The sequence below is a fragment of the Staphylococcus sp. SA22 genome, assembly GCF_054165785.1.
The window spans coordinates 55,945-69,147 of sequence record NZ_JBSZQY010000005.1 but is presented as its reverse complement, the minus strand read 5'-3'; the positions used below and the strand labels follow the sequence as shown (position 1 = coordinate 69,147).

General features: G+C 31.9%; 11 protein-coding genes and 1 pseudogene. 10 read left to right on the top strand and 2 right to left on the bottom strand.

The features are described 5' to 3' along the window. Complete coding sequence (gene isdB, locus ACXQH5_RS06205; RefSeq protein WP_001041562.1) at window positions 1–1,926, bottom strand: heme uptake protein IsdB; 1,926 nt, start codon at window positions 1,924–1,926, stop codon at window positions 1–3. Between the two features lie 200 nt (window positions 1,927–2,126). Continuing rightward, complete coding sequence (gene isdA / locus ACXQH5_RS06200; RefSeq protein ID WP_000160840.1) at window positions 2,127–3,191, bottom strand: LPXTG-anchored heme-scavenging protein IsdA; 1,065 nt, start codon at window positions 3,189–3,191, stop codon at window positions 2,127–2,129. 208 nt (window positions 3,192–3,399) lie between these two features. Here isdA and isdC point away from each other — a divergent pair, with 208 nt between their 5' ends. The 10 genes and pseudogenes from isdC to pheT all read left to right on the top strand — a co-directional run bounded on the left by isdC (window position 3,400) and on the right by pheT (window position 13,024). Beyond that, the gene (gene isdC, locus ACXQH5_RS06195; RefSeq protein WP_000789815.1) at window positions 3,400–4,083 is read left to right on the top strand and encodes a heme uptake protein IsdC; all 684 of its coding nucleotides are present in this window, start codon (window positions 3,400–3,402) and stop codon (window positions 4,081–4,083) included. Beyond that, window positions 4,083–5,159 (top strand): iron-regulated surface determinant protein IsdD, encoded by a 1,077-nt coding sequence (gene isdD, locus ACXQH5_RS06190; protein ID WP_001823678.1) that lies wholly within the window; start codon window positions 4,083–4,085, stop codon window positions 5,157–5,159. Before isdC ends, isdD begins: the two co-directional genes overlap by 1 nt. After that, the gene (gene isdE, locus ACXQH5_RS06185; RefSeq protein WP_001220199.1) at window positions 5,156–6,034 is read left to right on the top strand and encodes a heme ABC transporter substrate-binding protein IsdE; all 879 of its coding nucleotides are present in this window, start codon (window positions 5,156–5,158) and stop codon (window positions 6,032–6,034) included. Before isdD ends, isdE begins: the two co-directional genes overlap by 4 nt. Before the next feature lie 12 nt (window positions 6,035–6,046). Continuing rightward, complete coding sequence (gene isdF, locus ACXQH5_RS06180; RefSeq protein WP_000594547.1) at window positions 6,047–7,012, top strand: hemin ABC transporter permease protein IsdF; 966 nt, start codon at window positions 6,047–6,049, stop codon at window positions 7,010–7,012. Between the two features lie 61 nt (window positions 7,013–7,073). Continuing rightward, window positions 7,074–7,808, top strand: a complete 735-nt coding sequence (gene srtB / locus ACXQH5_RS06175) for a class B sortase (protein WP_001242406.1) — start codon at window positions 7,074–7,076, stop codon at window positions 7,806–7,808. An 18-nt stretch (window positions 7,809–7,826) separates the two neighbouring features. Continuing rightward, window positions 7,827–8,059: pseudogene (locus ACXQH5_RS06170) on the top strand (staphylobilin-forming heme oxygenase IsdG). A 36-nt stretch (window positions 8,060–8,095) separates the two neighbouring features. Next, the gene (locus ACXQH5_RS06165) at window positions 8,096–8,203 is read left to right on the top strand and encodes a hypothetical protein (RefSeq protein WP_001803551.1); all 108 of its coding nucleotides are present in this window, start codon (window positions 8,096–8,098) and stop codon (window positions 8,201–8,203) included. Window positions 8,204–8,442: 239 nt separating this feature from the next. Further along, window positions 8,443–9,183, top strand: a complete 741-nt coding sequence (locus ACXQH5_RS06160; RefSeq protein ID WP_000435378.1) for a TrmH family RNA methyltransferase — start codon at window positions 8,443–8,445, stop codon at window positions 9,181–9,183. Between the two features lie 380 nt (window positions 9,184–9,563). Beyond that, window positions 9,564–10,622 (top strand): phenylalanine--tRNA ligase subunit alpha, encoded by a 1,059-nt coding sequence (pheS, locus tag ACXQH5_RS06155; protein ID WP_000003566.1) that lies wholly within the window; start codon window positions 9,564–9,566, stop codon window positions 10,620–10,622. Beyond that, a complete protein-coding gene (gene pheT, locus ACXQH5_RS06150) occupies window positions 10,622–13,024 on the top strand; it encodes a phenylalanine--tRNA ligase subunit beta (protein WP_000909008.1) in 2,403 nt (800 codons plus the stop codon). The genes pheS and pheT overlap by 1 nt, the downstream gene beginning before the upstream one ends. Window positions 13,025–13,203: the final 179 nt, after the last annotated feature.

Here is a 13,203-nt window from a genome sequence, read left to right as displayed (position 1 = left end):
TTAGTTTTTACGTTTTCTAGGTAATACGAATGCAACGATGCTACTTAAAGCTAATAATACCATTAATGGTAATGTCATATCTTTATTTGATTCTTCACCAGTTTGTGGTAATGATTTTGCTTTATTTTCTTGTGTATTTTTATTGTTTTGGCTTTGAGTGTGTCCATCATTTGTGTTTTTAATGTTTGCTTTTTGTAATGGAGCACTATCTTTTGCTTCGCTAGAACCTGCTGAAGTTTGAACAACATCTTTTGTTGTTTCTGATGAAGCAGTTGTTGGTTTTGCAACATTTTGAGTCGTAGATACTACCTTGGTTGGAGTTGTACTACTTGATTCTACTTCAGCTTTAGCTGGTTTTGTAGCAGGCGTTTTGTCTTTACCTGACTCACTAGATGAGTCATTTTCTTTTTCAACACTTGGTGATTGTGTATTGTCATCTTTTTGGCTGTCTTGTTTTTGTGATTCTTTTTCAACAGGTGATGGTGTTGGTTTGCTAGGCTTAGCTGGAGTAGTTTCCTTCTTAGCTGAGTTATCTTGTTGTTCTTTTTTGTTAGATTTATCGGCATTGGCTTTTGTAAATGCTTCTTTATCAACGATTCTTACATGGTATTGTCCATCATAATCAATAGTTTTTACATGAACTTTAACGATTGCATCATATAGAGTTTTACCTTCAACATATGGGAAAATAATCGTTCTAGTGTTATTTTTAGCATCTTTGCTAATTGTTCTAACACGTTGACCTTCAACCATGAAATCTTTCCAGTAATCGTCATTAGTAGTTTCCATTACCATATATTTTTTGCCGTTAAGCATACCTGTTTTAATAGGGTGTTTAACAAAAGTATCCATCATAGATTCGTTATTCTCAACACTTTCATAAACAACATATTTTGTATCTTGTAAATCAGTCATTTTTTCATTTGTTGGTTGTACATTTTGGAATTCAGTTATTGCGGATTTCACTTGTTCATCTAAAGCTTTTTTCGTCTCTTCTAATTTCTTCTTGTATTCAGCTTTCAATTTTTCAGGAAGTTTATCTTGAATTTTATTTAATTCATAAACTTGTCTTTCTAGTGTTTTCGCTTTTTTATATGGCGCTAATAATTTTTCAGCTTTATAATCTTCTTCAGTTTTGAATTTATCTGCACTGTTATAAATTGGTTGTGCGAATTCCATTAATGTGTAATCGTATTTTTCTTCTTTGTTATTGAAGTGAGTTGAACTTACAATTTTAACGGCTTTTGTTCCATTTGAAACAGAGAAGCGAATGTAAGCATAATCTTTAACAGTATCGTATGATACTAATTTAATTGGTAACTTTTTGTCACCTTCATAAACTTCAAATTTTCTCCAAAATTGACCTGATTGTAAACCTAATTCTATTTCTGGTTTTGAATCAGTGAAAATAACTCTAGCTGGTTTAACAGAGCTTGCATAATGATAAAATTGTTGCTCACCGTTTTCTTTTTTCATTTCAAAATCAATTGGACGAGAGTTTGGTGCGCTATGATCTTTATCTTTTATTGCAGGGTTTTTAATCGCTTCTCTTAGTTCCTGATTCAAAATAGGATATGTATTGTTATCGGCTTTTGCTGCTGGTTTAACTTCTTTTGTTTCCTTAGGGGCTTTAACTTCTTTAGCTTCTTTTGTTTCAGAAGTAGGGGCCTCAACTTCTTTATTAGATACTGAGACAGCATTGGCTACTGGTTTAGCTTCTGGAGCTTTTTCAGTTGTTGTTGATGGACTTGCAACTGCTTCAGTTTTTGGTTGTGCTTCTGTATTTGTACCACCTGTTTCTTCAGCTGCTTGTGCTTCGCCATTTGACATTAATAATAAAAGTGTACTAATCGCTACAGATGCAACGCCTATTGATGACTTTCTAATTGAATAAAATGATTTAAATTCTTTTTGCTGTTTGTTCATGTTGTAGAAACAACTCCTAATTGTATATTATCAACTGATAATCATTATCAATTGATTACTTGTATTGTACATTGAAATGGTAGTTAATTGCAACGTTATTTTATAAAAAAAACCTATGTTATAGAATATGGAATATCTATGACATAGGTTAAATAAAATTTAAAATAAAAAATATATTAAGTTATGAGTGTGACGATGATTTATTTAGATTCTTTTCTTTTGAAAAGTAACAAAGATAATGAACCTAAAAGGGCAAGTGTTGCGAAGGCAACTGTGCTAATAAAGTTATCAACTGAAGTTAAACCAGTTTTAGGTAATTCTTTAGCTTTAGAATCTTTTGAAGGTCCTTGTTTATGAACTTCGTTTTGTTTTGTAACTTTGTTAGTTTGTTGTGATTTATTGTCACTTACAGCTTGATTGTTGCTTTCAGATTTCGCTGTTGCAACATCTTTAACAGGTGTTTGAACTTTATTTTGTTCTTGAGCTGTTTGTGCTGTTTTAACTGTATGAGCAGTTTGTGTTTTAGTTTGATCTTTTGTTGTATCAGTACTTACAACTTTAGTAGAGTGATTGTCTTCAACTTTGCTTGTTGTAGTTACAGTAGGTTTAACTTTTTCAACTTTAGGTTGAACTGGTTTAGTTTGCTCAGTAGGTGTTTTAGGTTGAGCAGGTTTTGGTTGAACCGGTTTAACATTGTTTGGTTTTGCTGCGTCAGCTAATGTAGGAATTGCTTTTTCAAATTCTAAATGCGTAGTATATCTATGATTGTAATTAATTTGTGGCACGACAATATGTACTTTAGTAGTTAAACTCTTATACCCAGGTTCAACAGCAACATTGATTGTTCTAGTGTCAGCTTTTTTATCATCGTTAACAACAGTTGTTGCTAATTCTTGATTGTTTGCATTGTAAAATTTGTATTCTTTCCAGAATGATGCGTTGTTTAATACAGCTTGGAAATAATATTTATTATTTTGTTTAATTACTTTACCAGGGTGTTGCATATAGTCATCCATGTGTGACTTCTCTGAAGAGCCATCTTTTTGCACTTGGAAATTAATTGGTTGTGATGTTGCTTGAGAAACTTGTGCGTTTTGATTATTAGTTGCGTTCGTAGCTTCTGTTGCCGCATTTACTTGTTGGCTGTCTGCGCCTATGTATACAAGGGAACCTAAAATGATAGATGCTGTACCCATTGTAATCTTTTTCATAGCTGATGAACGTTGTTCTGATTGATACTTACTGTTTAAATAATGTTTTGTCATGTTGTTTTCCTCCTAAGGATACAAATTATGTGTTGTTATATGAGATGATTAACCATTGCAATTGATAATGGTTATCAATTATACTAGCACATCTATTTTCGTATAACAATAATAAATTGATTATAAAATAAATATTGACAATGATAATCATTATTATTTATGATTTCAGTAAAGACTTAAAAGCAATCATAAAAAGGAGGATTATGTTTTGAAAAATATTTTAAAAGTTTTTAATACAACGATTTTAGCATTAATTATCATCATCGCGACATTCAGTAATTCTGCAAATGCCGCGGATAGCGGCACTTTGAATTATGAGGTTTACAAATACAATACCAATGACACGTCGATTGCTAATGACTATTTTAATAAACCGGCAAAGTACATTAAGAAAAATGGTAAATTGTATGTTCAAATAACTGTAAACCACAGTCATTGGATTACAGGAATGAGTATAGAAGGGCATAAAGAAAAAATTATTAGTAAAAATACTGCCAAAGATGAACGAACTTCTGAATTTGAAGTAAGTAAGTTGAACGGTAAAATAGATGGAAAAATTGACGTTTATATCGATGAAAAAGTAAATGGTAAGCCATTCAAATATGACCATCATTACAATATTACATATAAATTTAATGGACCAACTGATGTAGCAGGTGCTAATGCACCAGGTAAAGATGATAAAAATTCTGCTTCAGGTAGTGACAAAGGATCTGATGGAGCGACTACTGGTCAAAGTGAATCTAACAGTTCGAATAAAGACAAAGTAGAAAATCCACAAACAAATGCTGGTACACCTGCATATATATATGCAATACCAGTTGCATCCTTAGCATTATTAATCGCAATCACATTGTTTGTTAGAAAAAAATCTAAAGGCAATGTGGAATAATGAGAAATGTTAAACAAATTGCTACAAAATCTATTATAGCTATTATTAGCTTAGGTATACTTACATATACAACAATGATTGGTAGCGTGTTGGCTGATGAGATAAAATATCCATCAGCCAAATTTAATCAACCTGAAGCAAAAGATAAAACAGAATTAACTTCATCAATTTTTAATGAAAAGATAAAAGAGAATAAAGCGTTAGAGTTACTAATTTTTAATCAAGAAAATAAAAATGTAACTGAGGAACAACAACTAGTTGATGAAAAGGCGCAATTGATTTCAGATATGACTGGTAAAATTTACTTACAAGTAAAGCTAAAAGGTCAAATTGATAAAGAACAACTTGTTTTTCAAAATGACAAAAATGAAGAATTTCCTTTTTTTATAAAAGATGAAAAGGATGACACAATAGTAAGAATTTTAATTGAACAGCATATGGATAAAATCAATATGCATGTTAAAACGTTGGCTGAAAAGAAAGATCTAGATAACAAAGAAATGGTGTATTCTATTCATTTTAAAGAGAAAAAAGTACAACATGATGATGCAAAAGAAGTGCCTTCAAAACATCAAAATCAAGAAAATAATCAAGATCAGCTTAAAAAAGATATTGATGACAAAAAAGATAGTCAAAAATCAGACATTAAGGAAAGACGTACTAGCCTTTTTACTGAAAAAGGATTAAATGATATTCCTGTACAAAAAGATAAAGTGCAACAAGACAGTAATAAAAAGATTGAAAATGAGCGACCTAAAGCATCAGGTACATTAAAAGTTGAAAATAGCCCTCCAACAGTAAAAAAGGTTGAAAATAATCACAAAGAGCAACCGAAACATAAAGATGAAAAATCAAAAAAGGAAAAGAAAAAAGTAGTTGAAAAAGAAAAAGCGTTACCAGCTTTTAATAGAGATGATGATAGCAAGAATAGTAGTCAATTATCTAGTGATATTAAAGAACTTGATGAACCAAATCATAAAAAGCAATATATGTTATTTGCAGCTGGCATTGTGTTAGCAACCATTTTACTTATTTCGGCACATTTATACAGCAGAAAGAGAGGTAACCAAGTTTGAGAATCATAAAGTATTTAACCATTTTAGTGATAAGCGTCGTTATCTTAACCAGCTGTCAATCTTCCAGTTCTCAAGAATCAACTAAATCCGGCGAATTCAGAATCGTACCAACAACTGTTGCATTGACAATGACATTGGACAAATTGGATTTACCAATTGTCGGCAAACCCACGTCATATAAGACATTGCCTAATCGTTATAAAGATGTACCGGAAATTGGTCAACCAATGGAGCCGAATGTTGAAGCTGTTAAAAAGTTAAAACCAACACATGTTTTGAGTGTGTCAACGATTAAAGATGAAATGCAACCATTTTACAAACAATTAAATATGAAAGGCTACTTTTATGATTTTGATAGTTTAAAAGGGATGCAAAAGTCGATTACACAATTAGGTGATCAATTTAATCGTAAAGCACAAGCAAAAGAATTAAATGACCATTTAAATTCTGTAAAGCAAAAAATTGAAAATAAAGCAGCTAAACAAAAGAAACATCCCAAAGTATTAATATTAATGGGTGTACCTGGTAGCTATTTAGTAGCAACTGATAAATCATATATTGGTGATTTAGTTAAAATAGCAGGTGGAGAAAATGTTATTAAAGTGAAAGATCGTCAATATATTTCGTCTAATACTGAAAATTTATTGAATATCAATCCAGATATTATTTTAAGATTACCACACGGAATGCCTGAAGAAGTTAAGAAAATGTTTCAAAAAGAATTTAAACAAAATGATATTTGGAAACATTTTAAAGCTGTGAAAAATAATCATGTTTATGACTTAGAGGAAGTGCCATTCGGTATTACAGCAAATGTTGATGCTGATAAGGCAATGACTCAATTGTATGATTTATTTTATAAGGATAAAAAATAGCGAGTTGATATGATGATAAAAAATAAAAAGAGACTACTATTTTTATGTTTGTTAGTCATTTTAATCGCAACGGCTTATATTTCGTTTGTAACCGGTACAATTAAATTGTCATTTAATGACCTAATTACAAAATTTACAACTGGTAGCAATGAAGCAGTGGATTCAATCATTGATTTGCGATTGCCACGTATATTAATTGCATTGATGGTTGGCGCAATGTTAGCAGTTTCTGGAGCATTATTACAAGCAGCACTACAAAATCCTTTGGCAGAGGCGAATATCATTGGCGTTTCATCAGGTGCACTTATAATGAGAGCACTTTGTATGTTGTTTATTCCACAATTGTACTTTTACTTACCATTATTAAGTTTTATTGGAGGTTTAATACCATTTTTAATAATTATATTGTTGCATTCTAAATTTAGATTCAATGCTGTAAGTATGATATTAGTAGGCGTTGCGTTATTCGTATTATTAAATGGTGTTTTAGAAATTTTAACTCAAAACCCTTTAATGAAAATTCCTCAAGGCTTAACAATGAAAATATGGAGCGACGTATACATATTAGCAGTATCAGCATTATTGGGATTAATATTAACATTACTATTGTCCCCTAAATTGAATTTACTAAATTTAGATGACGTACAAGCGCGAAGTATCGGTTTTAATATTGATCGTTACAGATGGTTAACTGGTTTATTAGCAGTATTTTTAGCAAGTGCAACTGTTGCGATTGTTGGACAACTAGCCTTTTTAGGTATTATTGTGCCACATGTGGTTAGAAAGCTAGTTGGGGGCAATTACAGAGTACTTATTCCGTTTTCTACAGTTATTGGTGCATGGCTATTGTTAGTGGCTGATTTATTAGGACGAGTGATACAGCCTCCTTTAGAAATTCCAGCCAATGCTATTTTGATGATTGTCGGTGGTCCAATGCTAATTTACTTAATTTGTCAAAGTCAACGAAATCGAATCTAAAACGGTACAACAACTGGTTTAGTGATGACTGAAGAAACGTCGTTAATAAAAGAGGATTTTTATGAGAATGAAGCGATTTTTAACTATTGTACAAATTTTATTGGTTATAATTATTATCATTTTTGGTTACAAAATTGTTCAAACATATATTGAAGACAAGCAAGAACGCGCAAATTATGAGAAATTACAACAAAAATTTCAAATGCTGATGAGCAAACATCAAGCACATGTGAGACCACAATTTGAATCACTTGAAAAAATAAATAAAGACATTGTTGGTTGGATAAAATTATCAGGAACATCATTAAATTATCCAGTACTACAAGGTAAGACAAATCACGATTATTTAAATTTAGATTTTGAGCGAGAACATCGACGTAAAGGTAGTATTTTTATGGATTTTAGAAATGAATTGAAGAATTTAAATCATAATACTATTTTATACGGGCACCATGTCGGTGATAATACGATGTTTGATGTGTTAGAAGATTATTTAAAGCAATCGTTTTATGAAAAACACAAGATAATTGAATTTGACAATAAATATGGTAAATATCAATTGCAAGTATTTAGTGCATATAAAACTACTACTAAAGATAATTACATACGTACAGATTTTGAAAATGATCAAGATTATCAACAATTTTTAGATGAGACAAAACGTAAATCTGTGATTAATTCAGATGTTAATGTAACGGTAAAAGATAAAATAATGACTTTATCAACGTGCGAAGATGCATATAGTGAAACAACGAAAAGAATTGTTGTTGTCGCAAAAATAATTAAGGTAAGTTAAAAAGAAAAGAGGATAATTATGAAATTTATGGCAGAAAATAGGCTGACGTTAACAAAAGGAACAGCAAAAGATATTATAGAACGATTTTACACGAGACATGGGATTGAAACATTAGAAGGTTTTGATGGCATGTTTGTTACACAAACTTTAGAACAAGAAGATTTTGATGAAGTAAAAATGAAGATGAAAGTAGCCCGATTATCAATAACAAAGTAATTACATATGATATAGGCTATAGTTACATGAAATAATTGAATTTAAAGAGGTTGCAGTACTTGTTATGACAATTGGTATTGTTAACTTTTGTAACGACCATACATGATACCGATGATGGTCGTTTTTTTAATGAACACAAACATGCTAACAACAAATTGCTAAAACGTAGTTTGATTTGAATGTGCTTTGAAAATAATCATCAAATATATGATTTTGATTTATTTTGAAGAAGAAAAGAATTAATAATGATATTTTGGGGCGTATGATTTATAGTAGTAGTATAGATAAAAGAAATTTATACAATTTGAAATAATATGAGTGATAAAATCGATTAATTAATATTAACTATACAATCAAATGTTTTCATCTTATTAATGATTAATATTTTTATTTTTAAAAATAAAGCGAGGAGCTATCTATGGAACAAATTACTTCTGCACAAAATAATAGAATTAAACAAGCGAACAAGCTAAAAAAGAAACGTGAGAGGGATAAAACTGGATTAGCTTTAATTGAAGGTGTGCATTTAATTGAAGAAGCTTATCAAAGTGGGATTGTAATTACACAATTATTTGCAATTGAACCGGCAAGATTAGATCAGCAAATTATCGCATACGCGCAAGAAGTTTTTGAAATAAACATGAAAGTTGCTGAATCTTTATCAGGTACAGTGACACCACAAGGGTTTTTCGCCATCATTGAGAAGCCACAATATGATATTTCTAAAGCACAACAAGTATTGCTTATCGATCGTGTTCAAGATCCTGGAAATTTAGGCACATTAATTAGAACTGCGGATGCTGCTGGAATGGATGCTGTAATAATGGAGAAGGGTACGACAGATCCTTATCAAGATAAAGTGTTGCGAGCGAGTCAAGGTAGTGTTTTCCATTTGCCAGTTATGACACAAGATCTCGATACGTTCATTACTCAATTTATTGGTCCTGTTTATGGTACAGCACTTGAAAACGCAGTGACATATAAAGAAGTTACTTCAAGTGATTCTTTTGCACTACTATTAGGTAATGAGGGAGAAGGTGTTAATCCTGAATTATTAGCACATACTACACAAAATTTAATCATACCTATTTATGGTAAAGCTGAAAGTTTAAATGTAGCGATTGCAGGTAGTATTTTAATTTATCATTTGAAAGGTTGACCGTGTTGAAAGTTTTCCGATATAATTATAATTAATTGTTTAACAGAACATTTCTACGTGATTGCATACACAATTGAATATAAACCAATAAAAAGGCATGGACATTTATATAAATAATTGTTTTAGGGAGAATAATCGTGACTGCAAGTTATTCCAATTATTTAAAGTCTTTTCACCTTTTTGGTTACTTAAAGAGATTTAAGTCGGAAAGACAATCCGTTATCAATATTAAACAAGTGTATGCTTAGGCATAAATTTGGGTGGTACCACGGAAATGACTTTCGTCCCTTATTTTTTAAGAGGATGAAAGTCATTTTTTAGTTAAACAACAAATATGATAAATAGAAAATGAATAGTTCGAATAGGGAGGTCAGTGACATATGTCTGAACAACAAACAATGTCAGAGTTAAAACAACAAGCGCTTGTAGATATTAATGAAGCAAATGATGAACGTGCACTGCAAGAAGTTAAAGTGAAATACTTAGGTAAAAAAGGGTCAGTTAGCGGACTAATGAAATTGATGAAGGATTTGCCGAATGAAGAGAAACCTGCGTTTGGTCAAAAAGTGAATGAATTGCGTCAAACAATTCAAAATGAATTAGATGAAAGACAACAGATGTTAGTTAAAGAAAAATTAAATAAGCAATTGGCTGAAGAAACAATTGATGTATCATTACCAGGTCGTCACATTGAAATCGGTTCAAAGCATCCATTAACACGAACAATAGAAGAAATTGAAGACTTATTCTTAGGTTTAGGTTATGAAATTGTGAATGGATATGAAGTTGAACAAGATCATTATAACTTCGAAATGCTGAATTTACCTAAATCACACCCTGCACGTGATATGCAAGATAGTTTCTATATTACGGATGAAATTTTATTACGTACGCATACATCACCAGTGCAAGCACGTACGATGGAATCACGTCATGGTCAAGGTCCAGTTAAAATTATTTGCCCTGGTAAAGTGTATCGTCGTGACTCTGATGATGCGACACATAGTCATCAATTTACACAAATTGAAGGATTAGTTGTTGATAAAAACGTTAAAATGAGTGATTTGAAAGGTACTTTAGAATTGTTAGCTAAGAAATTATTTGGTGCTGATCGTGAAATTCGTTTACGTCCAAGTTACTTCCCATTCACTGAACCTTCTGTAGAAGTTGATGTGTCATGTTTTAAATGTAAAGGAAAAGGTTGTAATGTTTGTAAACACACAGGATGGATTGAAATTTTAGGTGCTGGAATGGTACATCCTAATGTATTAGAAATGGCTGGTTTTGATTCTTCAGAGTACTCTGGATTTGCATTTGGTATGGGACCAGACCGTATTGCAATGTTGAAATATGGTATAGAAGATATTCGTCATTTCTATACTAATGATGTGAGATTTTTAGATCAATTTAAAGCGGTAGAAGATAGAGGTGACATGTAATGTTGATATCAAATGAATGGTTGAAAGAATATGTAACAAACGATGATTCTGTAAGTAATTTGGCAGAACGTATTACGCGCACTGGTATTGAAGTGGATGATTTAATTGACTACACAAAAGATATCAAAAATTTAGTTGTCGGTTTCGTTAAGTCAAAAGAGAAACATCCTGATGCTGATAAATTAAATGTTTGCCAAGTTGATATTGGAGAAGACGAACCTGTACAAATAGTATGTGGTGCACCGAACGTTGATGCAGGACAATATGTCATTGTTGCTAAAGTAGGTGGAAGATTGCCTGGTGGTATTAAAATTAAGCGTGCCAAATTACGCGGTGAACGTTCAGAAGGTATGATTTGTTCGTTACAAGAAATTGGTATTTCAAGTAATTATATACCGAAAAGTTTTGAATCAGGCATTTATGTATTTAGTGAATCCCAAGTTCCAGGAACAGATGCCTTACAAGCTTTATATTTAGATGATCAAGTAATGGAATTTGATTTAACGCCGAATCGTGCTGATGCTTTAAGTATGATAGGTACTGCTTATGAAGTTGCAGCATTATATAATACAAAAATGACTAAGCCAGAGACAACATCAAATGAGCTTGAGTTATCTGCAAATGATGAACTAACCGTGACAATTGAAAATGAAGATAAAGTACCATATTATAGTGCACGTGTTGTTCACGACGTGACAATTGAACCCTCACCAATTTGGATGCAAGCACGCTTAATAAAAGCAGGTATACGCCCTATTAATAACGTTGTCGACATTTCAAATTATGTGCTATTAGAATACGGTCAACCATTGCATATGTTTGATCAAGATGCGATTGGTTCACAACAAATTGTTGTTCGTCAAGCTAATGAAGGCGAAAAAATGACAACATTAGATGATACAGAACGTGAATTATTAACGAGCGATATTGTCATTACTAATGGACAAACTCCAATTGCATTAGCTGGTGTTATGGGTGGCGATTTTTCAGAAGTTAAAGAACATACATCAAATATAGTTATTGAAGGTGCTATTTTTGATTCAGTTTCCATTCGTCATACATCAAGACGTTTAAATTTACGCAGTGAATCATCTAGTCGTTTTGAAAAAGGAATAGCTACTGAATTTGTAGATGAAGCAGTCGACCGTGCATGTTATTTATTACAAACTTATGCAAACGGAAAAGTGCTAAAAGATAGAGTATCTTCAGGAGAACTTGGTGCATTTATTACACCAATCGACATCACTGCTGATAAAATTAATCGCACTATTGGATTTGATTTGTCACAAAATGATATTGTTACTATTTTTAATCAACTAGGGTTTGATACAGAAATAAATGATGATGTTATTACAGTGCAAGTACCATCACGTCGTAAAGATATTACAATTAAAGAAGATTTAATTGAAGAAGTTGCACGTATATATGGTTACGACGATATTCCATCAACGTTACCTGTCTTCGAAAAAGTTACTAGTGGTCAGCTAACTGATCGCCAATATAAAACTAGAATGGTTAAAGAAGTGTTAGAAGGTGCTGGATTAGACCAAGCTATTACGTATTCGTTAGTTTCTAAAGAAGATGCTACTGCATTTGCGATGCAACAGCGTCAAACAATTGATTTATTGATGCCAATGAGTGAAGCGCATGCGTCATTACGTCAAAGTTTATTACCACATTTAATCGAAGCGGCATCATATAATGTGGCACGCAAAAATAAAGATGTAAAATTATTTGAAATCGGCAATGTCTTCTTTGCTAATGGTGAAGGTGAACTACCAGATCAAGTTGAATATTTAAGTGGTATTTTAACTGGAGATTATGTAGTCAATCAATGGCAAGGTAAGAAAGAAACGGTTGATTTCTATTTAGCAAAAGGTGTCGTGGATAGAGTATCTGAAAAGTTAAACCTTGAATTTAGTTATCGTCGTGCTGATATTGATGGATTACATCCAGGTCGTACAGCTGAAATCTTATTAGAGAATAAAGTTGTTGGTTTTATTGGTGAATTACATCCAACATTAGCAGCTGATAATGATTTAAAACGTACGTATGTTTTTGAGTTGAATTTTGATGCATTAATGGCTGTGTCGGTAGGTTACATTAATTACCAGCCAATTCCGAGATTCCCAGGCATGTCTCGTGACATTGCATTAGAAGTAGATCAAAATATTCCAGCAGCTGATTTATTATCAACGATTCATGCACACGGTGGCAATATATTAAAAGACACACTTGTCTTTGATGTATATCAGGGTGAACATTTAGAAAAAGGTAAAAAATCAATTGCAATACGATTAAATTATTTAGACACAGAAGAAACATTGACAGATGAACGTGTTTCAAAAGTACAAGCGGAAATTGAAGCAGCATTAATTGAACAAGGTGCTGTTATTAGATAATGATTTAAACCCCATGTATAAGGATATCTGAAGTAGATTGATATCCTTAACATGGGGTTTTATTTTTGGATTCACCTATTAGGTTCCATTTCATTTATAAATCAAAGAGGCACAGTGGAATACAGTTGATGCTTCGCACAACTGCATATAAAGTCATACTTATGAGCAAAGCAAATTAG